The sequence below is a fragment of the Pseudomonas sp. App30 genome (genome assembly GCF_047947025.1).
Classification (GTDB): Bacteria; Pseudomonadota; Gammaproteobacteria; order Pseudomonadales; family Pseudomonadaceae; genus Aquipseudomonas.
Map to the genome: position 1 here is coordinate 4,737,337 of NZ_CP133165.1, position 25,698 is coordinate 4,763,034.

Consider the following 25,698-nt stretch of genomic DNA (forward strand, 5'->3'; position numbering starts at 1 on the left):
CTTCGTGGAGTCAGGCCTTTTGGCTGTGCAGGTTTTTCATCGCGCGATTCCACTCGCCGGCGAAGATATCCGGCAACACGCCGAGGGCAAAATCGATACTGGCGTCCAGTTTGTCCTGCTCGGCGCGTGGCGCCCGGCCCAGGACAAAGTTGGATACCTGACTGGCCACACCCGGGTGGCCAATGCCAAGCCGCAGACGGTGGAAGCCGTTGTTGTTGCCCAGCTGCGCGATGATGTCGCGCAAGCCGTTGTGCCCGCCATGGCCGCCGCCCAACTTGAGCTTGGCGACGCCGGGGGGCAGGTCGAGTTCGTCGTGGGCCACCAGAATGGCGTCTACCGGAATGCGGAAGAAATTCGCCAATGCCGCCACGGCCTGGCCGCTACGGTTCATGTAGGTGGTGGGGATCAACAGGCGAACATCATGGCCCTGATGGCTGAAACGCGCCGTCAGGCCGAAATACTTGCGATCGGCTACCAGGCTGACGCCTTGTTTGGCAGCGATGCGCTCAACGAAAAGAGCCCCTGCGTTATGCCGGGTCTGTTCGTATTCCTGGCCAGGGTTTCCCAGGCCAACGATCAGTTGAATGGCGGTCACGACAGGGGCTCTTCCTTGGAATCGAATTGAACATCGCCACCGGGCTGGCCGGTGGCATGAGGGGACGAGGTCGGTTGTGTAAACTTCGCGATCTCGTCCGCTTATGCTACCGCGATGTCATTACAACTCCGGCGTGCCGAGTAAAATTACTCTGCAGCGCCTTCAGCTTCTGGAGCTACACGTGGAGCGTGGACGTTGGCAACAGCCAGGTCGTTGCCGTGAGCCAGGGCTACGAACTCAACGCCTTTAGGGGCCTTGAGGTCGGACAGGTGAACGATCGAACCGATTTCGGCGTTGGCCAGGTCGACTTCGATGAACTCAGGCAGGTCCTTGGCTTCGCAGGAAACTTCGATCTCGTTGACAACGTGGGAGATCTCGCCGCCTTTCTTCACTGGAGCTTCTTCGTTGACGAAGTGCACAGGAACGATAGCGGTCAGTTTCTGGCCAGCAACAACGCGGACGAAGTCAGCGTGCATGATGAACTGCTTGGCTGGGTGACGCTGCATGGCCTTGACCACGACGTTTTGCTTGGTGCCGTCAACGTTCAGTTCGATAACGTGGCTGAAAGCAGCTTCGTTTTCGAACAGCTTGGCGATTTCTTTAGCCAGGATGCTTACGGATTCAGCTTCTTTGTCGCCACCGTAGATTACGGCTGGGACTTGGGCGGCGAGACGACGCAGGCGGCGGCTCGCACCTTTCCCCAGGTCGGTACGCGCTTGGGCGTTCAGGATGAAATCAGTCATTTTACATCTCCAAAATAGCCATGCCCGGGTAACGTTTGCGACCAGCGTCAAACCGGGATGGGCAAAAAAGCCCCGCCCCAACGGAAGTGTTGGGGCGGGGCGCTTTTCGTCAACGAGGTGTTCGCAGGGCAGGGCCCTTAGCGGAACATCGCGCTGATCGATTCTTCATTGCTGATGCGGCGGACCGCCTCGGCAACTACCGGTGCGATATCCAGTTGACGGATACGTACACAGGCTTGTGCTGCAGCGGACAGCGGGATGGTGTTAGTGACCACCAGCTCGTCCAGCACGGAATTTTCAATGTTCTCGATCGCCCGGCCCGACAGCACAGGGTGTGTGCAGTAGGCAAAGACCTTGGCAGCGCCATGCTCTTTCAGGGCTTTCGCCGCGTGGCACAGGGTGCCGGCGGTGTCGACCATGTCATCGACCAGAATACAGGTACGCCCTTCGACGTCGCCGATGATATGCATCACTTCGGAGTGATTGGCTTTCTCACGGCGCTTGTCGATGATACCCAGATCAACGCCCAGGGACTTGGCAACAGCACGTGCACGCACGACGCCGCCGATGTCCGGGGACACGATCATCAGGTTCTCGAAGCGTTGATCCTCGATGTCATCCACCAATACTGGGGAGCCGTAGATGTTATCTACCGGAATATCGAAGAAACCCTGGATTTGGTCAGCATGCAGATCCACCGTGAGAACACGGTCGATCCCCACCACGGTGAGCATGTCAGCGACGACTTTCGCGCTGATGGCAACACGTGCGGAACGCGGGCGGCGATCCTGGCGGGCATAACCAAAGTAAGGAATCACCGCAGTGATTCGGGACGCTGAGGAGCGGCGGAAGGCATCGGCCATCACAACCAGTTCCATCAGGTTATCGTTCGTCGGAGCGCAAGTCGGCTGAATGATAAAGACGTCCTTACCGCGGACGTTTTCATTAATCTCAGTGCTGATTTCGCCGTCGGAGAACTTACCGACAGAGACATCACCCAGTGGGATATGCAGCTGACGTACTACACGCCGAGCCAGATCGGGGTTAGCGTTCCCCGTAAAGACCATCATCTTGGACACGCGCAGTACCTGCCGGCTGAGGGTATACCTGGATGAGTATAAGGAAAATGGCAGGGGCGGCTGGATTCGAACCAACGCATGGCAGGATCAAAACCTGCTGCCTTACCGCTTGGCGACGCCCCTGTATCTGTTGCTACGAGTGCCCAGCACTCGTTTCCTGTGACAGACTCTGTAGTTTGCGGTGCAACATTGAGATGTTGCTGCCTTTGGCTACAAACCCTGTAAGGGTATCTGCAAGAAGGTGCGAAACTCTATCAGCTTCCGCTTTGCTTGGGAAGGCCCCAAACACACAACTTCCAGTTCCGGTGAGTCGTCCATCACCAAATTTCTTCAGTGAATTCAAGGCGTTAAGTACTTCTGGATAACGTCTTGTGACTACCGCTTCGCAGTCATTTCTGCTGTTTCCCTTGGGAACGGGGCGCACTTTAATGGGAAGTGAATCGCGTGTCAACAACGGATCTGAAAAAATTTCTGCTGTACTAACAGAGACTTGCGGGACGAGCACCAGGTACCAGGGTTCCTCGGGCTCGGCCGGGGTAAGGATTTCGCCCACGCCCTCGGCGAACGCCGCGTGCCCGCGGACGAAAACCGGTACGTCGGCGCCCAGGGAAAGGCCCAGCTCGGCCAGGCGGTCGATGCCGGCGCCGGTGTTCCACAAATGGTCCAGGCCCAGCAGGGTGGTGGCGGCGTCGGAACTGCCGCCGCCGATGCCGCCGCCCATGGGCAGCACTTTATGCAGCCAGATGTCGGCGCCCAGCGCGGTGCCGGTCAGCGCCTGCAGCTTGCGCGCGGCTTTCACGATCAGGTTGCTGTCGTGGGGCACGCCCTCGATGTCGGTGTGCAGGCGGATCTCGCCGTCCTGGCGCACGGCGAATTGCAGTTCGTCGCCGTGGTCGAGGAATTGGAACAGGGTCTGCAGTTCGTGGTAGCCGTCGGCGCGGCGGCCCAGGATGTGCAGCATCAGGTTGAGCTTGGCCGGGGCGGGCAGGGTCAGGCGTGGCTGGGTCATGTCAGTGCCCCAGCTGCCGTGGCTGCCAGGACTTGACCACCAGGGTCACGTCCAGGTCCTGGCCGTGCAGCTTGATGCGCTCGGGCAGGGCGTAGCCGTTCTGTTCGGTGTAGCTGAGGTATTCGACGCTCCAGCCATCCTGTTCCAGGCTGGCCAGGCGGCTGTCGCCGTCCAGGGTCAGCTTGCTCTTGGTGTCCGGGGCGGGCAGGCCGCGCACCCACCACACCAGGTGCGACACCGGCAGGTTCCAGCCCAGCTGTTCGCCCAGCAGTTGCTCGGGGGTGGCTGCTTCATAGCGGCCCTGGTTGGCGACTTCCAGCACCACCTGGCCCGGGCGCCCGGTCAGGCGCGCGGCACCGCGGCCCAGCGGGCCGGACAGGCGAATGTCGTAGTAGTCCTGGCGTTGCAGCCAGAACAGGGTGCCGCTGCCCGAGTCCTTGGGCGCGCGGATGCCGACCTTGCCGTCGATCTGCCAGCCGTCCAGCTGGGTCAGTTGCGCCTTGTGGGCGCTCCATTGTTGCGGGTTGCCCTGGCCCTGCAGGGCCTCGCGGGAACCGAAGCCGGCACAGCCGGCGAGCAGGGCGATCAGGCTGAAGGTGATGACGTGGCGCAAAAACATAAGGTTATAGAGTCTCGGATCCGGTCAGGCGCAGCACGGTGGCGCGCAGGGTAGGGCTCTCGGCGGGTTCTTTCAGGTACTTGGCCCAGACTTCGCGGGCTTCGCGCTGCTTGCCGTTGGCCCACAGCACTTCGCCCAGGTGGGCGGCCACTTCCTGGTCGGGGAAGGCGGCCAGGGCCTGGCGCAGCAGGCGCTCGGCTTCGTTGAGGTTGCCCAGGCGGTAGTTGACCCAGCCCAGGCTGTCGAGCACGGCGGGGTCGTCGGGGTTGATGCTGTGGGCGCGCTCGATCAGCTGCTTGGCCTCGGCGTAGCGCGTGGTGCGGTCCGACAGGGTGTAGCCCAGGGCGTTGAGGGCCATGGCGTTGTTCGGCTCGCGCTTGATGATGGCGCGCAGGTCGGCCTCCATCTGCTGCAGGTCGTTGCGTTTTTCCGCGAGCATGGCGCGGGTGTACAGCAGGTTCAGGTCGTCGGGGTAGAGCGTCAATGCCTTGGCCAGCAATTGCCAGGCGGCGTCCTGCTGGTTGTTGTTGGCCAGGGTCTCGGCCTCCACCAGGTACAGCTGGATGGCGTAGTCGGGTTGGGCTTCGCGGGCGGCGGCCAGGCGTTTGCGCGCCTCGTCGACGCGGCCGCTGGCCATCAGGATGTCGGCCTGGCGCAGCTGGGCGGGCAGGTAGTCGTTGCCGCCACCGACCTGGGCGTATTCCTCGAGGGCGCCCTGCGGGTCGCCTTTTTCCTCGGCGATGCGGCCCAGGTTCAGGTGCGCGGAGTCGACGTGGGCGCCGCGGTCCACCAGCTCGTGCAGGTAGTCGGCGGCCTCGTCCCAGGCCTTGGCTTCCAGGCACACCAGCGCCAGGGAGTAGCGCAGCTCGTCGTCCTCGGGGTACTGCTGCACCAGGCTGGCGAACTGCACCTTGGCGTCGGCCATGCGGTTCTGTTCCACCAGCATGCGCGCGTAGGTCAGGCGCAGGCGCTTGTCGTCAGGGTATTTGCGCAGGCTTTTTTCCAGCAGCGGCACCGCTTCCTTGCCGCGGTCCAGCAGTTGCAGCAGGCGCGCGTGCAGCAGGATAGGGGCGATTTCGCCGTCCTGCGGCGGGTTCTTCTCCAGCAGCGTCAGCGCACCCTGGTTGTCGCCGTCCTGTTGCAGCAGCAAGGCCTTGCCGAACAGCAACTGGCTGTTGCGTGGGTACTTCACCAGCAGCCGGTCGAAACTTTGCAACAGGCCATTGCGGGTGTCCTGGTCGGTGTCGGCGGCCGACAGCGCGAGGAAATCGAAATGGGTGTCGCCCTGGCCCTGCAGGACTTTTTCCATGTACACCATGGATTCGTCGTAACGGCCATTGCGCGCCAGCTGGATGGCCGCGGTGCGTTGGGCGTCCAGATCGGCAGGGGCGTTTTTCGCCCACATCAGCGCCGTGTCCAGGGCGGCCTGGTCGGCGCCCACGTACTCGGCAATGCGGTACGCACGTTCGGAAACGCCGGGGTCACCGGTCTTGCGCGCCTGATCCACGTAGTTGTCCAGGGCGATGTCGAAGCGGTTGCGCTGGCCGGCCAGCTCCGCCGTCAACAGGCTGAAGACCGTGTCTTCAGTGAACGAGCCATACACCACCGGTTTCTCGGCAGGCTTTGGAGTGCTGTCCTGGACGGCAGCGGCGTCTTGTGGCTTGCCGGGGTGCCAGGCCTGGCAACCATTGAGCAAGACAAAAGCAAGGAACAACGCGGAGGATCTATTCATAGGGAGTTTTGGCGACTTACCTGCGGTCGGATCATCATGACACAAGCCTGTGGGCAAACCCATAAGCGATGGCACCTGCGGGGGCAGACTATTAGGACAATAGACTGCGGTAGTTGTTCTGGGGCGGACTAAGTAGGACAATTGTCGGCTTATCGACATCATCAGCGACCTTGAATGGCCTTCCTTGCCCTCGGTATCAACCATAAGACTGCCTCGGTGGATGTGCGCGAACGCGTGGCTTTCACCCCCGAGCAGCTGGTCGAAGCCTTGCAGCAGCTCTGCCGCCTGACCGACAGCCGCGAAGCTGCGATCCTCTCTACCTGCAACCGTAGCGAGCTTTATATAGAACAGGACCACCTGGCCGCAGAGACTGTGCTGCGCTGGCTGGCCGACTATCACAAGCTCAGCTACGACGAATTGCGTGCCAGTGCCTACGTGCACGAGGACGACGCGGCCGTGCGCCACATGATGCGCGTGGCCTCGGGCCTCGACTCGCTGGTGCTGGGCGAACCGCAGATCCTCGGGCAGATGAAGTCCGCCTATGCCGTGGCCCGCGAGGCAGGTACCATTGGCCCGCTGCTGGGCCGGTTGTTCCAGGCCACGTTCAGTGCCGCCAAGCAGGTGCGCACCGACACCGCCATCGGCGAGAACCCGGTGTCGGTGGCGTTCGCCGCAGTAAGCCTGGCCAAGCAGATATTCAGCGATTTGCAGCGCAGCCAGGCGCTGCTGATCGGCGCCGGCGAGACCATTACCCTGGTCGCGCGGCACCTGCACGAGCAGGGCGTGAAGCGCATCGTGGTGGCCAACCGGACCCTGGAGCGTGCTAGCACCCTGGCCGCGCAGTTCGGTGCCCATGCGGTGTTGCTGTCCGACATCCCGCAGGAACTGGTCAACAGCGACATCGTCATCAGCTCCACTGCCAGCCAGTTGCCGATCCTGGGCAAGGGCGCGGTGGAAAGCGCGCTGAAGCTGCGCAAGCACAAGCCGATCTTTATGGTCGACATCGCCGTACCGCGCGATATCGAGCCAGAAGTCGGCGAGTTGGACGACGTTTACCTGTACAGCGTCGACGACCTCCACGACGTGGTGGCCGAGAACCTCAAGAGCCGCCAGGGCGCTGCCCAGGCCGCCGAGCAACTGGTCAGCGGTGGCGTCGACGATTTCATGGCGCGCCTGCGCGAGTTGGCGGCGGTGGACGTGCTCAAGGCGTACCGCCAGCAAAGCGAGCGCCTGCGCGACGAAGAATTGCAAAAGGCCCAGCGGTTGCTGGCCAATGGCAGCAGTGCCGAGGAAGTGCTGGTGCAACTGGCCCGCGGGCTGACCAATAAATTGCTGCATGCGCCGAGCGTGCAGCTTAAAAAGCTGTCTGCCGAAGGCCGCCTCGATGCGCTGGCCATGGCCCAGGAACTCTTTGCCCTCAACGAGGGCCCCACGGATAAACCCCCGCAATGAAAGCGTCACTGCTCAATAAACTGGACACGATCCAGGATCGTTTCGAGGAACTGACCGCCCTGTTGGGCGACGCCGAGATCATTTCCGATCAGGCCCGTTTCCGCGCCTTCTCCCGTGAATACGCGGAGCTGGAGCCGATCGTGGCCGGCTACCAGGCCTGGTGCAAGGTGCAGGACGACCTGGAAGGCGCCCAGGCGCTGCTCAAGGACAGTGACCCCGACATGCGCGAGATGGCCGTCGAGGAAGTGCGCGAAGCCAAGGAGCAACTGCAGGTGCTGGAAGGCGACCTGCAGCGCATGCTGCTGCCCAAGGACCCCAACGACAGCCGCAACGTGTTCCTCGAGATCCGCGCCGGCACCGGTGGCGACGAGGCGGCGATCTTCTCCGGCGACCTGTTCCGCATGTATTCGCGCTACGCCGAGAAGCGTGGCTGGCGGGTCGAGATCCTCTCGGAGAACGAGGGTGAGCACGGCGGCTATAAAGAGGTGATCGCCCGGGTCGAGGGCGAGAACGTCTACGGCAAGCTGAAGTTCGAGTCCGGTGCCCATCGCGTGCAGCGTGTGCCGGAAACCGAGTCCCAGGGCCGTATCCACACCTCGGCCTGCACCGTGGCCGTGCTGGCCGAACCCGATGAGCGCGTGGCCATCGAGATCAACCCGGCCGACCTGCGCGTCGACACCTTCCGCTCCTCGGGCGCCGGCGGCCAGCACGTCAACACCACCGACTCGGCCATCCGTATCACCCACTTGCCCACCGGCACGGTGGTGGAATGCCAGGAAGAGCGCTCGCAGCACAAGAACCGTGCGCGCGCCATGGCCTGGCTGTCGGCCAAGCTCAACGACATGCAGACCAGCGCCGCGGCCAACGCCATCGCCAGCGAGCGCAAGCTGCTGGTGGGCTCGGGCGACCGCTCCGAGCGCATCCGTACCTACAACTTCCCGCAGGGCCGGGTGACCGACCACCGTGTCAACCTGACCCTGTATTCCCTGGACGAAATCATGGCCGGTGGTGTCGACGCGGTGATCGAACCGCTGCTGGCCGAATACCAGGCGGATCAACTTGCGGCATTGGGTGAGTAAATGACGATCATTGCCAGTCTGCTCAGAAGCGCCGAACTGCCGGAGTCCCCGACGGCGCGCCTGGACATCGAATTGCTGCTGGCGGCGGCCCTGGGCAAGAACCGCAGCTACCTGCACACCTGGCCGGAGCGCATCGTCACCACCGAGGCGGCGGCCACCTTCGACAGCTACCTGCAACGGCGCCGCCAGGGCGAGCCGGTGGCCTACATCCTCGGCCAGCAGGGCTTCTGGAAGCTGGACCTGGAAGTGGCGCCGCACACGCTGATCCCGCGGCCCGACACCGAGCTGCTGGTGGAAACGGCCCTGGAACTGCTGCCCGCCACGCCAGCCAAGGTGCTCGACCTGGGCACCGGCACCGGCGCCATCGCCCTGGCCCTGGCCAGCGAGCGCGGTGGCTGGCAGGTGACCGCGGTGGACCGCGTGGCCGAGGCCGTAGCCCTGGCCGAGCGCAACCGAGAGCGCCTGCGGCTGGGCAACGTGCGGGTGCTGGAAAGCCACTGGTTCGGCGCGCTGCAGGGCGAGCGTTTCCAGATGATCATCAGCAACCCGCCGTACATCCGCGCCGCCGACCCGCACCTGGTGGCGGGCGACGTGCGTTTCGAGCCGGCCAGCGCGCTGGTGGCCGGCGACGATGGCCTCGACGACCTGCGCACCATCATTGCCCAGGCGCCGGCCCACCTGGAGGCCGGTGGCTGGCTGCTGCTGGAACACGGCTACGACCAGGCCGCCGTCGTGCGCGAGCTGCTGGCCAAGCATGATTTCGAACAGATCGAGAGCCGCGAAGACCTCGGCGGCCACGAACGCATCACCCTCGGGCGCCTGGCATGCTGAGCGACGAGGAACTGCTGCGCTACAGCCGCCAGGTACTGCTGTCCCAAGTGGACATCGACGGCCAGTTGAAACTCAAGGCCAGCCGCGCGCTGATCGTCGGCCTGGGTGGCCTCGGCTCGCCCGTGGCCCTGTACCTGGCGGCCGCCGGGGTGGGTGAGCTGCACCTGGCCGACTTCGACACCGTGGACCTCACCAACCTGCAGCGCCAGGTGTTGCATGACACCTCCACCGTGGGCATGAGCAAGGTCGATTCGGCCCTGCAACGCCTGGAGGCGATCAACCCCAAGGTCAAGCTGGTGGCCCACCGCGCGGCGCTGGATGAAGATTCACTGGCCGCCGCCGTGGCGGCGGTGGACCTGGTGCTGGACTGCTCCGACAACTTCGGCACCCGCGAGGCGGTCAACGCCGCGTGCGTGGCAGCCGGCAAGCCATTGGTCAGCGGCGCCGCCATCCGCCTCGAAGGGCAACTGTCGGTGTTTGACCCGCGCCGCCCGGAAAGCCCGTGTTACCACTGCCTGTACGGCCACGGCAGCGAGGCCGAACTGACCTGCAGCGAGGCTGGCGTGGTCGGCCCGCTGGTGGGCCTGGTGGGCAGCCTGCAAGCCCTGGAAGCCTTGAAACTGCTGGCCGGTTTCGGCGACCCGCTGGTGGGCCGCCTGCTGTTGGTGGACGCCCTGGGCAGCCGCTTCCGTGAGCTGCGGGTCAAGCGCGACCCGGCGTGCAGCGTCTGTGGCCCGGCCCGTGGCTGAAGCGCCGGTCGGGGTCTTCGATTCCGGCGTCGGCGGGCTGTCGGTGCTCGGTGAAATCCGCGCCCTGTTGCCCCACGAATCCCTGCTGTACGTGGCCGACTGCGGCCACATTCCCTACGGCGAGAAGTCCCCAGCGTTCATTCGCGAGCGCTGCGTGGCCGTGGCCGAGTTCTTCCGCGAGCAGGGCGCCAAGGCCCTGGTGCTGGCCTGCAACACCGCCACGGTGGCGGCGGTGGCGGACCTGCGCGAACGCTACCCCGACTGGCCCATCGTGGGCATGGAACCGGCGGTGAAACCTGCCGCCGCGGCCACCCGCAGCGGCGTGGTGGGCGTGCTGGCCACCACGGGCACCCTGCAGAGCGCCAAGTTCGCCGCGCTGCTGGACCGCTTTGCCAACGACGTGAAGGTGGTGACCCAACCCTGCCCGGGCCTGGTGGAGCTGATCGAGACCGGCCAGTTGCACAGCGATGCCCTGCGCACCTTGCTGCAGCACTACGTGACGCCGCTGCTGGCCGCTGGCTGCGACACGCTGATCCTGGGCTGCACGCACTACCCCTTCCTCAAGCCGCTGTTGCGGGAAATGATCCCCGGCAACGTTATCCTCATTGATACCGGCGCCGCCGTGGCCCGCCAACTGCAGCGCCTGCTGGACCAGCGCGGCCTGCTGGCGGCTGGCCCGGCCACCCCCGCGCACTTCTGGACCAGCGGTGATCCCCAGCACTTCCAGAATATCCTGCCTATGCTTTGGGAAAAATCTGACATTGTTAGTGGATTTGTACGATAAATAATCGTACAAACTCCTAATGTGGCGATGAACCATCATCGATGTCCGGATTTCTATAGTTTCGTCATTCAAGACGTATAAAACCAAAAAACGGCATTAGACATAGGATGTTCCTGATGAAGAAACTGTTCGGCTTGGCTGCGCTTGCAGCGTTTACCCTGGGACAGAGCATGGCAGCACACGCACTGGATGGTTCGGTGTCGGTGGGGACCACGGGGGAGGGCTCGATGGTCTACCGCCTGGGGCTGCAGTCGGATTGGGACCAGAGCTGGTTCCAGACCAGCACCGGGCGCCTGACCGGCTACTGGGACGGCGGCTACACCTACTGGACTTCGTCCAACCGTGGCCCGTCGAACAACACCCTGTCGTTCGCCCCGGTGTTTCGCTATGAATTCGATGGCGGTGCGGTGAAGCCGTTCGTCGAGGCCGGTATTGGCGTGTCGGTGTTCTCGAAGTTGCAGATCGATGACAACAAGCTGGGCACTTCCTTCAACTTCGAAGACCGCATCGGCTTCGGCCTGCGCTTCGCGGGCAATCAGGAAGTGTCGATTCGCGCGATCCATTATTCCAACGGCGGCATCAAGGAACCGAACGACGGTATCCAGGCCTATTCGATCAATTATCGGATGCCGTTGGGGTTCTGATCGGTTTGCGGCCGGACGCCGCCTTCGGCAGCTGCTACGGGCTTGCGTAGCAGCGGCCGCAGGCCGCGTCAGCGGTTAGCCCGGCGTTGCAGCCCAACGAACACCGCCGCCCACAGCACCCCCAACCCCAGCATCGTCGGCACCAGCCCATACGGAAACCCCACTCCCGCCATCCGTCCGCCAGCGTAATACGACAGCGGCCCTGCCACCGCGCCCAACCCCGCCGCCAGCCACCAGGGCCGGGCCGTCCAGGCCAGGCAATGGCGCAGGGTGGTGGCCAGCAACGGCCACAGCAGGGCCAGCCACATGGGCAACAGCCTGCCATTGGGGTGAAAGTCGTAGACGTCCAGCCACATCAGGCCGCTGTCCAGCGCCACGCCCAGCACGAACGCCTCGACCATCAGGCGCCCGTCGCCGTGCCAGCACCAGTGCCCGACCAGAATCACCAGCACCACGATCAACCAACCGCTGTTGCCGCCCAGTACGCAGGCCAGCCAGCCGGCCTGGAACAGCACGGCGTTGGCCAGCTTCTCAAGCATCGAAGCGCCCGAGCAGCGGCTGCGGTTGCGCCGCCGGCTTGGCCAGCAGCAGTTGCGCGGTGCCGATGGTGCGCTCCAGGAAGCCGCCCTCGCAGTAGCACAGGTAGAACTCCCACAGGCGCAGGAAATACTCGTCGTAGCCCAGTTCACGCAGGCGGTTGTGGGCGCGGCGGAAGTTGTCGTGCCACAGGCGCAGGGTGCGCGCGTAGTGCAGGCCGAAGTCTTCCATGTGCAGCAGGTTCATGTCGGTGTCGCGGCCGACGATCTGCAGCATCGCCTGCACGGAAGGCAGCGCGCCGCCGGGGAAGATGTAGCGCTGGATGAAATCGACGCTGTGCCGCGCCTGCTCGTAGCGCTGCTCGCGAATGGTGATGGCCTGCAGCAGCATCACCCCGTCGGGCTTGAGCAGCGCCGCGCATTTCTGGAAGTAGGTGGGCAGGAAACGGTGGCCCACGGCCTCGATCATCTCGATGGACACCAGCTTGTCGTAGCTGCCGGTCAGGTCGCGGTAGTCGGACAGCAGCAGGGTCACGCGGTCTTGCAGGCCCTGGGCCTCGATGCGCTGGCGGGTGTAGTCGTACTGCTCTTTCGACAGCGTGGTGGTGGTCACCCGGCAGCCGTAGTGGCTGGCCGCGTACAGCGCCATGCTGCCCCAGCCGGTGCCGATTTCCAGCAGGTGGTCGCCGGGGGTCAGCGCCAGTTTCTGGCAGATGCGTTCCAGCTTGTTCAGCTGCGCCTGTTCCAGGCTGTCGTCGGTGCGGGTGAACTGCGCGGCCGAATACATCATGGTCGGGTCGAGGAATTGCTCGAACAGGTCATTGCCCAGGTCGTAGTGGGCGGCGATGTTCTTCTGCGAGCCCTTGCGGGTGTTGCGGTTGAGCCAGTGCAGGCCACGCACCAGCGGCCGGCTGAGGCGCGCCAGTCCGCCCTCCATGGCGTCCAGCACGTCGAGGTTGCTGACAAACACGCGAATTACCGCGGTCAGGTCCGGGCTGGTCCAGTAGCCGTGGATAAAGGCTTCGCCGGCGCCGATGGAGCCGCCGCTGGCCACCAGCCCCCAGGCCGAGGCGTCCTGCACGTGAATTTCTCCCACCAGCGGCGAGGCAGGGTTGCCGAACCGCAGGTGCTCGTCGCCTTCCACCACCAGCAACTGGCCGTGGCGCAGCGAGTTCAGTTGCCGCAGCACGCCACGGCGCAGCAAAGCGCTGGTCATGCCGTAAGTGCTGAACGGTGTGGCCTTGGCCTCGAAACTATTCATGGCGTCGTTCCTTTGCGTGGGCGGTGGCGGCGCGATATGAACCCTGCGCGCGACTGTGGTTGACGATGGGAATGCGTTTAAGCGCCAGGCGCAGGGCCTGCCAGTAGATGGCCAGGCAGGTCTTGGCGGTCATCCAGGGAAACGCCAGCAGTTGGCGATGCAGGTTGCCGCGGCTCATGGCGTGGCGGTGCAGGGTCAAGGTGGCGTCGAAGACCTTGGTCTCGCCCTGCCAGTCGGCCATGTGCACGCCCAGGCGCTGCGCCGGGGGGCTGAAGCTCATGCGGTATTCCAGGTCGCGGGGCAGGAACGGCGAGACGTGGAAGGCCTTGGCCACGGCGAAGTGCTGGAAACCTTCGCCCTCGGCCGGCAGCACGTAGTGATAGCGCTCGCGCCAGGGGGTGTTGGTAACCTCGCAGAGGATGGCCACCAGCTGCTCCTGGGCGTTGAAGCAGTAGAAGAAACTGACCGGGTTGAACGCCAGGCCGAAGCTGCGCGCCTGGGTCAGCAGGCGGATCGCGCCGTCGGGGCTGAAGCCCAGGGCCCGCGCCACGCACTGGCGCACGGCGTCGGCCAGGGGCTGGCCGCTGGCGGTGTGTTCGCGCAGGTAGTCGCTTTCGCGAAAGGCGAACGGGGCCCAGCGGCTGTGCCCTGCCAGCGGCGACAGCCCCAGCACCTGGGCCTGCTCGGCCAGGTCCAGGTACAGCAGGCCGATGCGGTAGCGGAACTGGTGGCCGCGCGGGGCGAACCGCCGGTGGCTGACCCAGCCGCTGTACAGGGCGCTGTTCATAACGCCTGCCCGAACGCGTGAGCCACGCGCAGGGCGCTGGTGACCCCGTCTTCGTGGAAGCCGTTGGCCCAGTAGGCGCCGCAATAGTAGGTGTGCTGCACGCCGTGCAGTTCCTGCCAGCGCGCCTGCGCGGCCATGCCGGCCAGGCTGTATTGCGGGTGGGCGTAGGTGTAGCGCGCCAGCACTTGGGCCGGGTCGATGGCGGCGCTCTGGTTGAGGCTGACGCAGAAGGTGGTGGGGCCTTGCAGGCCTTGCAGGATGTTCATGTCGTAGGTGACGGCGGCGGCCTGGCCGCTGCCGTCGAGGCGGTAGTTCCAACTGGCCCAAGCCAGGGGCCGGGTGGGCAGCAGACGGGTGTCGGTGTGCAGCACCACATCGTTGTCGGCGTAGGGCAGGGCGCCGAGGATCTGTTGCTCGGCCTCGCTGGGCGCAGCCAGCAGCGCCAGGGCCTGGTCGCTGTGGCAGGCGAACACCACCTTGTCGAACCGCTCGGCGCCACGCGGGCTGTGCAGGGTCACGCCGTCGGCGTCACGTTCCACGCGGCTGACGGCGCAGTCCAGGTGAATATGCTCGGCGAAGCCTGCGGTGAGCGGCGCGATGTAGCGGCTGGAGCCACCTTCCACCACGAACCACTGCGGCCGGTGGGTGACCGAGAGCAGGCCGTGGTTCTTGAAGAAACGCACGAAGAACTGCAGCGGAAAACCCAGCATGTCCTGCAGCGACATGGACCAGATGGCCGCGCCCATGGGCACGATGTAGTGATTGATGAAACGCTGGCCGTAGCCCTTGGTGCGCAGGTACTGGCCCAGGGTGGTCTGTGCGGTGATGCGGTGGCTGGCAAGGTCGGCCACGGCTTCGCGGTTGAAGCGCAGGATGTCCTTGAGCATGCCCCAGAAGCCGGGGGAGACCAGGTTGCCGCGCTGGGCGAACAGGCTGTTGAGGTTGTTGCCGTTGTATTCCAGGCCGCTACCCGGGTCGCTGACCGAGAAACTCATCTCGGTGGCCTTGAAGGGCACGCCCAGTTGGTCCAGCAGGGCAATGAAGTTGGGGTAGGTCCACTCGTTGAAGACAATGAAGCCGGTATCGATCGCGTAGTGCCGGCCCTGGTGCTCGATGTCCAGGGTATGGGTGTGCCCGCCGATCCACGAGGAGGCTTCGAACACCTCCACCTGGTGCTCACGGCTGAGCAGATAGGCGCAGGTCAGGCCGGCGATGCCGCTGCCGATCACGGCGATTTTCATCAGTTGTCCCCTTCCAGTGGGTTCGGGCGCACCATGCGCTTGCCGATGATCAGCTTGAGCCGCGCCGGCAGCCGTGACAGCGGCCACAGGGCGGTCATGAACAGCGCCGGGAAGGCGATTTCCAGCGGCCGCTTGTCCAGGCGCTCGACGATGTGTCGGGCGGCCTCTTCGGCGCTGATCATCATCGGCATGGGGAAATCGTTTTTCTGCGTCAGCGGCGTGTCGACGAAGCCGGGGCTGACCACGGTGACGTCGATGTGCTCCTGGGCCAGGTCCACCCGCAGGGATTCGAACAGGTAGCGCAGCCCCGCCTTGGAGGCGCCGTAGGCCTCCGAGCGCGGCAGCGGCAGGTAGGTGACCGCGCTGGCGACGCCGGTGAGGTGCGGGCGCACGCCCTTGCGCAGCAGCGGCAGGGCCGCCTCGATGCAGTAGCTGCTGGCGAACAGGTTGGTGCGGATCACCCGCTCGAAAATCAGCGCGTCGAAGTGCTGGGCGTCGACGTATTCGCAGGTGCCGGCGTTGAGGATCACGCTGTCCAGCGCGCCCCAGGCCTGCCCGATGCTGGCGCCGATGGCCTTGACCTGGTCGTGGTCGGTGAGGTCGCCGGGCACCACCAGCACCTGGCCGGGAAAGCGCCGTTCCAGCAGGCGCAACGGCCCTTCGGAGCGGGCGCTGACCGCCACCTGCGCACCTTCCAGCAGCAGGGCTTCGGCCATGGCCTCGCCCAGGCCGCTGCTGGCGCCGGTCAGCCAGATGCGGCGGGGCACGTCAGCCATGATGGCCTCCACTGACCTGGCGCTGCGGCAGGTTCTTGAACGCGGTGAGGGCGCGGTCGCGGCTCTTGCCCAGGTCGACGATGGGGCGCGGGTAATCCGCCGGGCCGAATAAGCCGCCGGCGCCGGCGGGGTTATGGATTTCCTTGCTGCCCAGGTCCGCCAGTTCCGGCAGCCATTCCTTGAGGAACACCCCGTGCTCGTCGAAACGCGCCGACTGGCTGTGGGGGTTGAAGATACGGAAGTAGGGCGCCGCGTCGGTACCGGTGGAGGCGCTCCATTGCCAGCCGCCGTTGTTGGCGGCCAGGTCGCCGTCGATCAGGTGGCGCATGAAGAAGCGCTCGCCTTCGCGCCAGTCGATCAGCAGGTTCTTGGTCAGGAACATGGCCACCACCATGCGCAGGCGGTTGTGCATCCAGCCGGTTTCGAGCAACTGGCGCATGGCCGCGTCGATGATCGGGATACCGGTGCGGCCGCGCTGCCAGGCTTCCAGCTCCTTGGGGGCATGGCGCCAGGCCAGGGCCTCGGTTTCGCTGCGGAAGGCGCGGTGCATGGACACCCGCGGGTAGCCCACCAGGATGTGCTTGTAGAACTCGCGCCACAGCAGCTCGTTGATCCAGGTCACCGCGCCGACGTTGCCGCTGTCGAACTCGCCATGGTTGTGGTTGAGCGCGGCGTGCAGGCACTGGCGCGGCGAGATCACCCCGGCGGCCAGGTAGGCCGAGAGCTGGCTGGTGCCCGGCCGCGAGGGGATGTCGCGCTCGTGCTGGTAGTACTCGATGGGCTCGTCGACGAACTGGTCCAAGCGGTGCTTGGCCTCGTCCTCGCCGGCCGGCCACAGCGCTTGCAGCGCGGCGCTGGGGGTGGGGAAACCCTGCACTTCGGCCGGCACTTTGTCGCGGGCAATGTGCACGGGCGCCTGGGCCTTGGGCGCGCGGACCACGGCGGGAATGCCGTGGTGCAGGCGCTCGTAGCAGACCTTGCGGAACTGGCTGAACACCTGGAAGTAGTTGCCGGTCTTGGTGAGGATGCTGCCGGGCTGGAACAGCAACTGGTCAAGGTGGCTGTCGAAGCCGATGCCGGCGGCGTCCAGCGCCTGGGCCACGGCAGCGTCGCGGCGGCTTTCGTTGACGCCGTATTCCTCGTTGCAGTGCACGTGCTCGACGTGGTGCTGTTGGCACAGTTGCAGCAGGGCCTCGGGCGCCTGGCCCCAGGTGTCGATGGTGCGGATCAGCAGGGGAATATGCTTTTGCGCCAGCTGTTCGCTGAGTTGTTGTACGTTGCGCAGCCAGAAGTCGACCTTGCAGGCGGCGTCGTCGTGCTGTTGCCACTGGCCAGGGCTCACCAGCCACACGGCCAGGGTCGGGCCCTTGGCGCAGGCGGCGGCCAGGGCGGTGTTGTCGTGCAGGCGCAGGTCAGTGCGGAACCAGATCAGTTGCATGAGTTTTCCGTGTGTAGTCATGTCAGAGCACCCCCAGGCGCTGCAGGCATTGCTGGGCTGCCAGCGGGGTATCGAGCAGGTGCAGGCGCCCGGTCTCGAGGTTATGTACGGGCCAGTCGTGTTGATGGATGCATACCGTTGGTCCGACTATCAGGGTTTCTCCGTCCAACCCGGCCAGCAGCCGCGGCAGCTGCGCAAGGTTCAGCGGCCTGGCCGAGTACAACAGCACCGCCCGTGCGCCCAGGCGTTCGGCGGCCAGGGCCAGTTCGCCGGGCGGCAGCGGCCAGTCGAACACTTCCACCGGGCAATCGGCGCTGCTGGCCAGCCAGGCGCACAGCCACAGGTGGGGCTCCAGGGGCAGGTCGGACTGGTTCACCAGCAGCAGCGGCGCGCCGTTGAGCTGGCGGTTGTTGTGGTAGATGCGCGCGCCCAGCTTGCTGCGTAGCCAGGACAGGAAGAACACCCGCTCCATCTGCGCGCCGAACTGGCCTTGCCAGCGCTGTTCCAGTTCCTCCAGCAAGGGCAGCAGCAGGTGCTCGCACAACGTTACCGGCGGGTACAGGGCCATGGCCTGATTGAAGGTGTCGTCGACGCGGCGCTCGGCCAGCTCGCCAATGGCCTGCAGCAGGCTGGCGCGCAGCGGCAGCCAGTCGCCGCCGTCATGGGCCTGGGGCGTGGCCGCCTGGCCGTTGTCGAGCAGGGCCATGACCTGGCCCACGGCCACGCCGCGGCCCAGCCAGGTGAGGATCTGCTGAATGCGCTGCACGTGCTCGGCGCCGTACAGGCGGTGGCCCTTGGCGGTGCGGTGCGGCACGATCAGGCCGTAGCGCCGCTCCCAGGCGCGCAGGGTGACCGGGTTGACGCCGGTCTGGCGCGCCACTTCGCGAATCGGCAGCCAGCCGTCACGCATCGCCTGGATGGCGTCGTCGCCCTCGGGGGTTGGAGTGTTCATGGGGTCAGATCGCATTTCGAAGGCTGAGATTTTCCGGGTGCGGCTGCAGGTACACCTGCTGGCTCACATAAGGGTCGGGGTGCAGGCGCAGGTGATGCTTGAGCAGGGTAAGGGGCACCACCAGCGGCACGATGCCCAGGCGGTATTGTTCGATCAGGTGCTGCATTTCCTGGCGGTCGCCGTCGCTGAGGGTGCGCTTGAAGTAGCCGCTCAGGTGCTGCAGCACGTTGCTGTGGGTGCCGCGGGTGGCGCAGCGTTTCAGCGCTTCCATCAGCTCGCTGAAATAGCGCGGGCCGATTTCACTGGCGTCGCCACGGCCCATGGTGCCCAGCAGCTTGCCCAGCACTTTGTATTGCAGCGGGTTGTTGGCCATCAGCTGGTACTTGTAGCGCGAGTGGAAGCGCATCAGGCCGCCACGGCTCAGGCCTTCGTGCAGCAGCGCCTGCCAGTCGGCGTAGGCGTACACGCGGACGATGAAGTTTTCGCGCAGCACGGCGTCGCACAGGCGCCCGTCTTCTTCCACCGGCAGGTCGGGCCGCGCGGCGCAGAACGCTTCGGCGTAAATGCCGCGGCCGCCTTCGTGCTGTGGCGCGCCGTTGTCGCGGTAGACCTTGACCCGCTCCAGGCCGCAGGACGGCGACTTGTGCATGAAGATGTAGCCGCTGAGGTCTTCCATCTGCGCGGCCATTTGTGTGCCGTAGTCGGCCAATGCTTCGGTGACATCGATGCTGGCGTCGACAGTGCCCAGCGCGCGGGGCGCCTGGGCGTCGCCGACCAGGCGGATGGGCTGGCGCGGGATGCCCAGGCCAATGGCGACCTCAGGGCAGGCCGGGACGAAATCGAAATGTTCGGCCAGGGCGTGGGTGCACAGGCGCGATTCCTTGTGCCCGCCGTTGTAGCGCACCTCGGCGCCGAGCAAGCAGGCGCTGATACCGATGCGGGGCTTTGGAGAGTTGGGCATGGGCGTACACTCTTGTACAGGCAGGTGATCTTGTACAACTTACCTTCATAGTAGGACGAAGGCTGTACGAGTCAAACATTTTGTACAAGATTTAAGCCCCCGTAGCAGCTGCCGCAGGCTGCGTCGGCCGTCATGCGGTGTGGGCAGGAGGGACGCGGCCAGCGGCCGCTGCTACGGGTTGGTGGTCCGTAGCAGCTGCCGTGAGGCTGCGTCGGCCGTTATGCGGTTGGCGCGGTCTGTGGCGTGTCAGCGCCAGCCCATCAGCCAGGTCTGTGCATCGCGCAGCGCCTGCCACGGCATTCGTTCGCTGCGCCGGGTCAGCACGGCCTGCAGTTCAATCTCGAGGACGGTGCCTTCCTCGTCCCGAAACAGTTCGGTCACCAGGAAGTGTTTTTCCCGTTGCCGGGGATGGGCTGCCGTCCATTTGGACAGCAGCAGTTTGCGCGGGTCAAGGCGGTGCAGCGGGGCAGTCATTCCAGGTGTTCAAGCAGCCGGCGGGCCGCTTCCAGGCCGCTGAGCCAGGCGCCTTCCACCCGGCCGGACAGGCACCAGTCGCCACAGGCGTACAACCCCAGGTCGGCGTCGGCCAGCGCGCCCCATTCGTGCGCTGACGCAGGGCGGGCGTAGAGCCAGCGGTGGGCGATGCTGAACACCGGCGCCGGCATGGCGCAGTTGGCCAGTTCGGCGAAGGCGCCGTGCAGCTGCTCGATCACCTCTTCCTTGGGCAGGTCGATGTGCTGTTTGCTCCAGCTGCTGGTGGCGTGCAGCACCCAGGTGTCCAGGGTGGCTTCGCGCCCCGGCTTGCTGCGGTTGCAGGCCAGCCAGTCGAGGGGGCTGTCTTGCACGAAGCAGCCTTGCATGGCGGTTTCCAGCGGCTTGTCGAACGCCAGGGCGATGGCCCAGGTGGGCTCCATCTGCACCCCGGCGGCCACGCCGGCAAGTTTTGGCGCGGCGGCCAGCAGGGCGGTGGCCTGGGGCGCGGGCAGGGCGATGATCACGTGGCTGAACGGGCCGTGGCTGCAGCCTTCGGCGTCCAGCAGGTGCCAGTGGTGCTTGCCGCGGAACACCTCGGTGATGCGGCAGCCGAACACCGCGTTCATGTCGCCGAGCATGGCCTTGGCGATCGAGCCCATGCGCGGGGTGCCGACCCAGCGGGTCTGTTCGTCGGGGGAGGGGCTGAGCAGGCTGCCGCGGGCGTTGAACAGCTGCGGCTTCCATTCTTCCACGCAGCCCACGCTTTGCCAGCGTTGCACCTGGTCGACGAAGCGCCGGTCGCGGGCGGTGAAGTACTGCGCCCCCAGGTCCAGGGAGCCGGCGTCGCTGCGCTTGCTGGACGCACGGCCGCCCGGGCCGCGGCTTTTGTCGAAGAGGTGTGGCGCGTGCCCGGCCTTGAACAACGCCTGGGCAGCGGAGAGTCCGGCAATGCCGGTACCGATGATCGCAATAGGTACTGTCATGGTGGCCTCGTTACTTCTTTGCACAGACTACGCTTAAGGACAAACCTGTACAATAATCATTGTTAGTATAAGTTACTGTCGTCCTTTTTCCGTTTGCTCTGTGTCTATGTGAGAGCAGTCCGTGGGCAAAAGTGCCGTCTCTCTTAAAAATAGACTAGCGATTTGCCTTCAACGCTACACGAGGAAGCAGTCATGCACATTTTGCTGACCGGCGGTACGGGCCTTATCGGTCGCAGGCTCTGCCAGCACTGGCTGGCGCAGGGTCACCGCCTCACGGTGTGGAGCCGCCAGCCGACGAGCGTGGCGCGTTTGTGCGGCCGCGAGGTGGCAGGTATCGGCCGTCTGGACGAGCTGGGTGAAGAGACTGTTGACGCGGTCATCAACCTCGCCGGCGCGCCCATCGCCGACCGGCCATGGACGGAACGCCGTCGCCAGCTGCTGTGGAAAAGCCGCGTCGGCCTCACCGAGCAACTGATCGCCTGGCTGGAGCAGCGCCAGCAGCGCCCCCCGGTGCTGATATCCGGCTCGGCGGTGGGCTACTACGGTGACGGCGGCGAACGCGAGCTTACCGAGCAGTCGCAACCGGTGCGCAAGGACTTCGCCAGCGACCTGTGCATTGCCTGGGAAGAGACGGCCCAGCGTGCCGAAGAGTTGGGCATACGCGTGGTGCTGGTGCGCACCGGGCTGGTGCTGGCCAGCGAGGGCGGCATGCTCAAGCGCCTGAAGGTGCCGTTCAAGCTGGGTGTGGGCGGGCCCATCGGCAGTGGCCGGCAGTTCATGCCCTGGGTGCACATCGACGATCAAATCGGCCTGATTGATTTTCTTTTGCACAAGGACGACGCCAGCGGTCCTTATAATGCCTGTGCGCCAGAGCCGGTGCGCAACCGCGAGTTCGCCCGGCGCCTGGGCCGTGCCCTGCACCGGCCCGCGTTCATGCCCTTGCCGGGGCTGGTGCTGCGGGTGGGCCTGGGCGAGATGTCGGATTTATTGCTGGGCGGCCAACGTGCCCGCCCGGTGCGTTTACTGGCGGCAGGGTTTACCTTCCGTTTCAATGATCTGCAATCGGCGCTGGGCGACCTCGTCCCGCGCCTCTGAAATTAGGACGTTGCATGACCGATCACGCTCTGCTGCTGGTCAACCTGGGTTCGCCAGCTTCCACCTCCGTGGCCGACGTGCGCCGCTACCTCAACCAGTTCCTGATGGACCCGTACGTCATCGACCTGCCCTGGCCGGTGCGGCGGCTGCTGGTGTCGCTGATCCTGATCAAGCGCCCGGAGCAGTCGGCCCACGCCTACGCCAGCATCTGGTGGGACGAAGGCTCGCCCCTGGTCGTGCTCACCCGCCGCCTGGAAGCGGTGATGCGCGAACAGTGGAGCCACGGCCCGGTGGAAATCGCCATGCGCTACGGCGAGCCGTCCCTGGACACCGTGCTCACCCGCCTGGCTGCCCAGGGCGTGCGCGACATTACCCTGGCGCCGCTGTACCCACAGTTCGCCGACAGCACCGTGACCACGGTCATCGAGGAAGCGAAAAAGGTGGTGCAGGAGAAAAAACTGCCGGTGCGCTTCAAGCTGCTGCAGCCGTTCTTCGACCAGCCCGAGTACATCGACGCCCTGGTGGCCAGCGCCAGGCCGTACCTGGACGCCCAGCCGTTCGACCACCTGCTGCTGAGCTTCCACGGCCTGCCCGAACGCCACCTGACCAAGCTCAACCCCGGCCACGACGTACGCCGCCCCGACTGCTGCGCCGAGTCCAGCCCCGAGGTGCTCGCCAACTGCTACCGCGGCCAGTGCATGCGTAGCGCCGCCGCCTTCGCGGCAAAAATGGGCCTGCCGGACGGCAAGTGGTCCGTGTCGTTCCAGTCGCGCTTGGGCAAGAACAAATGGATCGAACCCTACACCGAGGCGCGCCTCGACGAGCTGGCCAAGCAGGGCGTGAAACGCCTGCTGGTGATGTGCCCGGCGTTCGTCGCCGATTGCATCGAGACGCTGGAAGAGATTGGCGACCGCGGCAAGGAGCAGTTTGTCGAGGCGGGGGGAGAGGAGTTGGTGTTGGTGCCTTGCTTGAATGACAACCGGCAGTGGGGGGAGGCGTTGAAGGTGCTTTGTGAGCGGGCGCCAGCGTTGGCGTGAGGTGGTTCATAGCCGTTAATTGACACCCATCCGCGTATTTTTGATATCATCAGTCGGTCAGCACAGACCGGAACCTTCGCGGAAGGGGTGTTGATTTCGGGGCGCTAGCCCTCCTAGCCCGTGAGCAGGATAAGGTGGTAACACCGAAAGAACAGGCCGATTTCAGATTCAGCAAGAGCCCCAGGCGCGCAAGCCCTGGGGTTTTTTGCTTCCTGCTACACCGATTTCCCATCGTTACGCATTTTGAGGATGTAGCGGACGTTGTACGGTTTGCCTCGGGGCAAGGTATGACGACCCCAGTTGTCTACCTCATAGGCGGATATCACGTGCAGGCGCAGGTAGTTTTGGCTGCCAACTGGCTTGCTGATCGAAAAAAATATTGCGTATTCATGCAAATCGAGACAGAAATAACGTTGCCCACCTTTGCGGCTGTAGTGGGGCACGGCCATGCTTTCGATGAAACGGCGTTCGATGTAATCGCGCAGTTGGCTGCTGTAAAAGTAACGAGTGGGGCAAAAATATCGACGCTCCCCCTTGTGGGTTAAGGGTTCTCCGCGACATTTGTCATCAGTGAAACAATGAAAGCCGAACTCGAATTTGACCGTGACTGATTGTGCTGCCACCTCAAATATCATTTCGAAAGGCTGCAGGTGGGCCATGCTTTTTGTCGTATCGCCAAAGACCAAGTCCTTCCATTGCATGGGTACGACTGCCGTCCTGATCGTGGGGGAGGGCATTGTAGCGCTGGGCAAGCAACCGATTGTTGTGGGTAGCGAATGTGAAGAGGGAACAATTGTTTCTGGTTGTGAAGGATTCTAAATGAAAACGCCGCTATCCCCTCAATGGCGGATAGCGGCGTCGAATGCAGCAAAGCATCAGGTCAGCAAATCACTCCCCAACCTTCTCCTTCCACTCCCCATGCCCCGGCAGGATCAGGTTCAGCGCAATCGCCACCACGGCGCACAGCGCAATCCCTTTCAGGCCAAAGTCATGCGGCCCGGTACCGGTGCCGATCAGCACGCCACCGATGCCGAACACCAGGGTCACCGAGATGATCACCAGGTTGCGCGCCTCGCTGAGGTCGATCTTGTGGCGGATCAGGGTGTTCATGCCCACCGCGGCGATGGAGCCGAACAGCAGGCAGAGGATGCCGCCCATCACCGGCACCGGGATGCTTTGCAGCAGGGCGCCGAATTTGCCGATGAACGCCAGGCTGATGGCGAAGATCGCCGCCCAGGTCATGATTTTCGGGTTGTAGGCCTTGGTCAGCATCACCGCGCCGGTCACTTCGGCGTAGGTGGTGTTGGGCGGGCCGCCGAACAGGCCGGCGGCGGTGGTGGCGATGCCGTCGCCCAGCAGGGTGCGGTGCAGCCCCGGGGTTTTCAGGTAGTCGCGGCCGGTGACGCTGCCCACGGCGATGACGCCGCCGATGTGTTCGATGGCCGGCGCCAGGGCGACGGGCACGATGAACAGGATGGCCTGCCAGTTGAACGCCGGCGCGGTGAAGTGCGGCAGCGCCAGCCAGGAGGCGGCGGCGATCTTCGCGGTGTCGACCACGCCGAAGGCGAACGACAGGCCGAAGCCCACCAGCACGCCGGCGATGATCGGCACCAGGCGGAAGATGCCCTTGCCGAACACGGCGACGATCAGGGTGGTGAGCAGCGCCGGCATGGAGATGAACATGGCGGTGCTGTACGGCAGCAGTTCGGTGCCGTCACCGGCCTTGCCCATGGCCATGTTGGCGGCGATCGGCGCCATGGCCAGGCCGATGGAGATGATCACCGGGCCGATGACCACGGGTGGCAGCAGGCGGTCGATGAAACCGGTGCCCTTGATCTTCACGGCCAGGCCCAGGAAGGTGTAGACGAAGCCGGCCGCCATCACCCCGCCCATGGTCTCGGCCAGGCCGAACTGGCCCTTGGCGAGGATGATGGGGGTGATGAAGGCGAAGCTCGAGGCCAGGAACACCGGCACCTTGCGCCCGGTGACGATCTGGAACAGCAGAGTCCCGAGACCTGCGGTAAACAGCGCGACATTGGGATCCAGGCCGGTGATCAGCGGCATCAACACCAGCGCGCCGAATGCCACGAAGAGCATTTGCGCACCGGAGAGGATCTGGCGCCACAGCGGGTCGTTGAACTCGTCGGCCATGCTCAAGCGTCCTTCTGCTTGGTGCCGAAGATCTTGTCGCCGGCGTCGCCCAGGCCAGGAATGATGTAACCGTGTTCGTTCAGGCGCTGGTCAACCGAGGCGGTGTAGATTTTCACGTCCGGGTGGGCCTTCTCGACCACGGCGATGCCTTCGGGCGCAGCCACCAGCACCATGGCGCGGATGTCCTTGCAGCCGGCTTTCTTCAGCAGGTCGATGGTGGCGACCATGGAGCCACCGGTGGCCAGCATCGGGTCGATGATCATGGCCAGGCGCTCGTCGATCTCGGGCACCAGTTTTTCCAGGTAGGTGTGGGCTTCCAGGGTCTCTTCGTTGCGGGCAACGCCCACGGCGCTGACCTTGGCGCCCGGGATCAGGCTGAGCACGCCTTCGAGCATGCCGATGCCGGCGCGCAGGATAGGCACGACGGTAATCTTCTTGCCGGCGATTTTCTCGACCTGGACAGTACCGCACCAGCCGTCGATGTCGTAGGTTTCCAGCGGCAGGTCCTTGGTGGCCTCATAGGTCAGCAGCGCGCCGACTTCCTGGGCGAGCTCGCGAAAGTTCTTGGTGCTGATGTCGGCACGGCGCATGAGGCCGAGCTTGTGGCGGATCAGCGGGTGGCGAATCTCGAGGATTGGCATGGGGAAAGGCTCCGGGCGGGCAAAAAAACCGCGCTAGATTAATCTATTC

The 25,698-nt window shown here is 64.8% G+C and carries 27 protein-coding genes and 1 tRNA gene; 8 read left to right on the forward strand and 20 right to left on the reverse strand.

Going from position 1 to position 25,698, the window contains the following annotated elements:
• Positions 1-10 precede the first annotated feature (10 nt).
• From pth to RAM80_RS21875, 7 genes are all read right to left on the reverse strand, one after another.
• On the reverse strand, positions 11-595 hold the full coding sequence (pth, locus tag RAM80_RS21845) for an aminoacyl-tRNA hydrolase (protein ID WP_416422506.1): 585 nt from the start codon (positions 593-595) through the stop codon (positions 11-13).
• A 146-nt stretch (positions 596-741) separates the two neighbouring features.
• Complete coding sequence (locus tag RAM80_RS21850; RefSeq protein ID WP_416422508.1) at positions 742-1,338, reverse strand: 50S ribosomal protein L25/general stress protein Ctc; 597 nt, start codon at positions 1,336-1,338, stop codon at positions 742-744.
• A 137-nt stretch (positions 1,339-1,475) separates the two neighbouring features.
• Positions 1,476-2,417, reverse strand: coding sequence for a ribose-phosphate pyrophosphokinase (locus tag RAM80_RS21855; protein ID WP_008373254.1), 942 nt, complete (start codon positions 2,415-2,417; stop codon positions 1,476-1,478).
• A 48-nt stretch (positions 2,418-2,465) separates the two neighbouring features.
• Positions 2,466-2,540, reverse strand: a tRNA-Gln gene (locus tag RAM80_RS21860).
• Between the two features lie 10 nt (positions 2,541-2,550).
• A complete protein-coding gene (gene ispE / locus RAM80_RS21865) occupies positions 2,551-3,426 on the reverse strand; it encodes a 4-(cytidine 5'-diphospho)-2-C-methyl-D-erythritol kinase (protein WP_416422510.1) in 876 nt (291 codons plus the stop codon).
• A gap of 1 nt (position 3,427) precedes the next feature.
• Entirely contained in the window at positions 3,428-4,045 is a 618-nt protein-coding gene (lolB, locus tag RAM80_RS21870) for a lipoprotein insertase outer membrane protein LolB (protein ID WP_416422511.1), read from the reverse strand.
• Between the two features lie 4 nt (positions 4,046-4,049).
• A complete protein-coding gene (locus RAM80_RS21875; RefSeq protein ID WP_416422512.1) occupies positions 4,050-5,777 on the reverse strand; it encodes a tetratricopeptide repeat protein in 1,728 nt (575 codons plus the stop codon).
• A gap of 174 nt (positions 5,778-5,951) precedes the next feature.
• Between RAM80_RS21875 and hemA the strand changes: the two genes are divergently transcribed.
• The 6 genes from hemA (at position 5,952) to RAM80_RS21905 (ending at position 11,316) form a co-directional block, all read left to right on the forward strand.
• Positions 5,952-7,229 (forward strand): glutamyl-tRNA reductase, encoded by a 1,278-nt coding sequence (hemA, locus tag RAM80_RS21880; RefSeq protein ID WP_416422513.1) that lies wholly within the window; start codon positions 5,952-5,954, stop codon positions 7,227-7,229.
• A complete protein-coding gene (gene prfA, locus RAM80_RS21885; protein ID WP_416422514.1) occupies positions 7,226-8,308 on the forward strand; it encodes a peptide chain release factor 1 in 1,083 nt (360 codons plus the stop codon). Before hemA ends, prfA begins: the two co-directional genes overlap by 4 nt.
• Positions 8,309-9,139 (forward strand): peptide chain release factor N(5)-glutamine methyltransferase, encoded by an 831-nt coding sequence (gene prmC / locus RAM80_RS21890; protein WP_416422515.1) that lies wholly within the window; start codon positions 8,309-8,311, stop codon positions 9,137-9,139.
• Positions 9,133-9,888, forward strand: coding sequence for a molybdopterin-synthase adenylyltransferase MoeB (locus RAM80_RS21895; protein WP_416422516.1), 756 nt, complete (start codon positions 9,133-9,135; stop codon positions 9,886-9,888). The genes prmC and RAM80_RS21895 overlap by 7 nt, the downstream gene beginning before the upstream one ends.
• Positions 9,881-10,672, forward strand: a complete 792-nt coding sequence (gene murI, locus RAM80_RS21900) for a glutamate racemase (RefSeq protein ID WP_416422517.1) — start codon at positions 9,881-9,883, stop codon at positions 10,670-10,672. The genes RAM80_RS21895 and murI overlap by 8 nt, the downstream gene beginning before the upstream one ends.
• 116 nt (positions 10,673-10,788) lie before the next feature.
• A complete protein-coding gene (locus RAM80_RS21905; RefSeq protein ID WP_416422518.1) occupies positions 10,789-11,316 on the forward strand; it encodes an acyloxyacyl hydrolase in 528 nt (175 codons plus the stop codon).
• A gap of 68 nt (positions 11,317-11,384) precedes the next feature.
• Here the strand turns inward: RAM80_RS21905 and RAM80_RS21910 are convergent, their stop codons facing one another.
• The 10 genes from RAM80_RS21910 to RAM80_RS21955 all read right to left on the reverse strand — a co-directional run bounded on the left by RAM80_RS21910 (position 11,385) and on the right by RAM80_RS21955 (position 20,725).
• Complete coding sequence (locus RAM80_RS21910) at positions 11,385-11,855, reverse strand: DUF2878 domain-containing protein (RefSeq protein WP_416422519.1); 471 nt, start codon at positions 11,853-11,855, stop codon at positions 11,385-11,387.
• A complete protein-coding gene (locus RAM80_RS21915; protein ID WP_416422520.1) occupies positions 11,848-13,113 on the reverse strand; it encodes a class I SAM-dependent methyltransferase in 1,266 nt (421 codons plus the stop codon). The genes RAM80_RS21910 and RAM80_RS21915 overlap by 8 nt, the downstream gene beginning before the upstream one ends.
• Positions 13,106-13,900: a DUF1365 domain-containing protein gene (locus RAM80_RS21920; RefSeq protein ID WP_416422521.1), complete on the reverse strand. Its 795-nt coding sequence runs from the start codon at positions 13,898-13,900 to the stop codon at positions 13,106-13,108. The genes RAM80_RS21915 and RAM80_RS21920 overlap by 8 nt, the downstream gene beginning before the upstream one ends.
• Entirely contained in the window at positions 13,897-15,141 is a 1,245-nt protein-coding gene (locus tag RAM80_RS21925; RefSeq protein WP_416422522.1) for an NAD(P)/FAD-dependent oxidoreductase, read from the reverse strand. The genes RAM80_RS21920 and RAM80_RS21925 overlap by 4 nt, the downstream gene beginning before the upstream one ends.
• The gene (locus tag RAM80_RS21930; protein WP_416422523.1) at positions 15,141-15,917 is read right to left on the reverse strand and encodes an SDR family NAD(P)-dependent oxidoreductase; all 777 of its coding nucleotides are present in this window, start codon (positions 15,915-15,917) and stop codon (positions 15,141-15,143) included. The genes RAM80_RS21925 and RAM80_RS21930 overlap by 1 nt, the downstream gene beginning before the upstream one ends.
• A complete protein-coding gene (gene phrB, locus RAM80_RS21935; protein WP_416422524.1) occupies positions 15,910-17,355 on the reverse strand; it encodes a deoxyribodipyrimidine photo-lyase in 1,446 nt (481 codons plus the stop codon). The genes RAM80_RS21930 and phrB overlap by 8 nt, the downstream gene beginning before the upstream one ends.
• Positions 17,356-17,377: 22 nt before the next feature.
• The gene (locus RAM80_RS21940) at positions 17,378-18,307 is read right to left on the reverse strand and encodes a MerR family transcriptional regulator (protein WP_416422525.1); all 930 of its coding nucleotides are present in this window, start codon (positions 18,305-18,307) and stop codon (positions 17,378-17,380) included.
• A gap of 4 nt (positions 18,308-18,311) precedes the next feature.
• Positions 18,312-19,268 (reverse strand): YbgA family protein, encoded by a 957-nt coding sequence (locus RAM80_RS21945; protein WP_416422526.1) that lies wholly within the window; start codon positions 19,266-19,268, stop codon positions 18,312-18,314.
• A 246-nt stretch (positions 19,269-19,514) separates the two neighbouring features.
• Positions 19,515-19,730, reverse strand: a complete 216-nt coding sequence (locus RAM80_RS21950) for a TIGR02450 family Trp-rich protein (RefSeq protein WP_416427536.1) — start codon at positions 19,728-19,730, stop codon at positions 19,515-19,517.
• Between the two features lie 8 nt (positions 19,731-19,738).
• Complete coding sequence (locus tag RAM80_RS21955) at positions 19,739-20,725, reverse strand: NAD(P)/FAD-dependent oxidoreductase (protein WP_416422527.1); 987 nt, start codon at positions 20,723-20,725, stop codon at positions 19,739-19,741.
• A gap of 192 nt (positions 20,726-20,917) precedes the next feature.
• Here RAM80_RS21955 and RAM80_RS21960 point away from each other — a divergent pair, with 192 nt between their 5' ends.
• Positions 20,918-21,820, forward strand: a complete 903-nt coding sequence (locus RAM80_RS21960; protein WP_416422528.1) for a TIGR01777 family oxidoreductase — start codon at positions 20,918-20,920, stop codon at positions 21,818-21,820.
• A 14-nt stretch (positions 21,821-21,834) separates the two neighbouring features.
• The gene (hemH, locus tag RAM80_RS21965; RefSeq protein WP_416422529.1) at positions 21,835-22,857 is read left to right on the forward strand and encodes a ferrochelatase; all 1,023 of its coding nucleotides are present in this window, start codon (positions 21,835-21,837) and stop codon (positions 22,855-22,857) included.
• A gap of 215 nt (positions 22,858-23,072) precedes the next feature.
• Here hemH and RAM80_RS21970 read toward each other — a convergent pair whose 3' ends face one another.
• From RAM80_RS21970 to upp, 3 genes are all read right to left on the reverse strand, one after another.
• Positions 23,073-23,558, reverse strand: a complete 486-nt coding sequence (locus RAM80_RS21970; RefSeq protein WP_416422530.1) for a hypothetical protein — start codon at positions 23,556-23,558, stop codon at positions 23,073-23,075.
• A gap of 187 nt (positions 23,559-23,745) precedes the next feature.
• Entirely contained in the window at positions 23,746-25,008 is a 1,263-nt protein-coding gene (locus RAM80_RS21975; RefSeq protein WP_416422531.1) for a uracil-xanthine permease family protein, read from the reverse strand.
• A gap of 2 nt (positions 25,009-25,010) precedes the next feature.
• Positions 25,011-25,649 (reverse strand): uracil phosphoribosyltransferase, encoded by a 639-nt coding sequence (gene upp, locus RAM80_RS21980; protein WP_416422532.1) that lies wholly within the window; start codon positions 25,647-25,649, stop codon positions 25,011-25,013.
• Positions 25,650-25,698: the final 49 nt, after the last annotated feature.

Excerpts from the sequence above, each read along its gene's own strand:
- RAM80_RS21850 (WP_416422508.1), bottom strand. The coding sequence starts at position 1,338 with ATGACTGATTTCATCCTGAACGCCCAAGCGCGTACCGACCTGGGGAAA.
- ispE (WP_416422510.1), bottom strand. The coding sequence starts at position 3,426 with ATGACCCAGCCACGCCTGACCCTGCCCGCCCCGGCCAAGCTCAACCTG.
- lolB (WP_416422511.1), bottom strand. The coding sequence starts at position 4,045 with ATGTTTTTGCGCCACGTCATCACCTTCAGCCTGATCGCCCTGCTCGCC.
- RAM80_RS21875 (WP_416422512.1), bottom strand. The coding sequence starts at position 5,777 with ATGAATAGATCCTCCGCGTTGTTCCTTGCTTTTGTCTTGCTCAATGGT.
- hemA (WP_416422513.1), top strand. The coding sequence starts at position 5,952 with ATGGCCTTCCTTGCCCTCGGTATCAACCATAAGACTGCCTCGGTGGAT.
- prfA (WP_416422514.1), top strand. The coding sequence starts at position 7,226 with ATGAAAGCGTCACTGCTCAATAAACTGGACACGATCCAGGATCGTTTC.
- prmC (WP_416422515.1), top strand. The coding sequence starts at position 8,309 with ATGACGATCATTGCCAGTCTGCTCAGAAGCGCCGAACTGCCGGAGTCC.
- RAM80_RS21895 (WP_416422516.1), top strand. The coding sequence starts at position 9,133 with ATGCTGAGCGACGAGGAACTGCTGCGCTACAGCCGCCAGGTACTGCTG.
- RAM80_RS21905 (WP_416422518.1), top strand. The coding sequence starts at position 10,789 with ATGAAGAAACTGTTCGGCTTGGCTGCGCTTGCAGCGTTTACCCTGGGA.
- RAM80_RS21910 (WP_416422519.1), bottom strand. The coding sequence starts at position 11,855 with ATGCTTGAGAAGCTGGCCAACGCCGTGCTGTTCCAGGCCGGCTGGCTG.
- RAM80_RS21915 (WP_416422520.1), bottom strand. The coding sequence starts at position 13,113 with ATGAATAGTTTCGAGGCCAAGGCCACACCGTTCAGCACTTACGGCATG.
- RAM80_RS21920 (WP_416422521.1), bottom strand. The coding sequence starts at position 13,900 with ATGAACAGCGCCCTGTACAGCGGCTGGGTCAGCCACCGGCGGTTCGCC.
- RAM80_RS21925 (WP_416422522.1), bottom strand. The coding sequence starts at position 15,141 with ATGAAAATCGCCGTGATCGGCAGCGGCATCGCCGGCCTGACCTGCGCC.
- RAM80_RS21930 (WP_416422523.1), bottom strand. The coding sequence starts at position 15,917 with ATGGCTGACGTGCCCCGCCGCATCTGGCTGACCGGCGCCAGCAGCGGC.
- phrB (WP_416422524.1), bottom strand. The coding sequence starts at position 17,355 with ATGCAACTGATCTGGTTCCGCACTGACCTGCGCCTGCACGACAACACC.
- RAM80_RS21940 (WP_416422525.1), bottom strand. The coding sequence starts at position 18,307 with ATGAACACTCCAACCCCCGAGGGCGACGACGCCATCCAGGCGATGCGT.
- RAM80_RS21945 (WP_416422526.1), bottom strand. The coding sequence starts at position 19,268 with ATGCCCAACTCTCCAAAGCCCCGCATCGGTATCAGCGCCTGCTTGCTC.
- RAM80_RS21955 (WP_416422527.1), bottom strand. The coding sequence starts at position 20,725 with ATGACAGTACCTATTGCGATCATCGGTACCGGCATTGCCGGACTCTCC.
- RAM80_RS21960 (WP_416422528.1), top strand. The coding sequence starts at position 20,918 with ATGCACATTTTGCTGACCGGCGGTACGGGCCTTATCGGTCGCAGGCTC.
- hemH (WP_416422529.1), top strand. The coding sequence starts at position 21,835 with ATGACCGATCACGCTCTGCTGCTGGTCAACCTGGGTTCGCCAGCTTCC.
- RAM80_RS21970 (WP_416422530.1), bottom strand. The coding sequence starts at position 23,558 with ATGCAATGGAAGGACTTGGTCTTTGGCGATACGACAAAAAGCATGGCC.
- RAM80_RS21975 (WP_416422531.1), bottom strand. The coding sequence starts at position 25,008 with ATGGCCGACGAGTTCAACGACCCGCTGTGGCGCCAGATCCTCTCCGGT.
- upp (WP_416422532.1), bottom strand. The coding sequence starts at position 25,649 with ATGCCAATCCTCGAGATTCGCCACCCGCTGATCCGCCACAAGCTCGGC.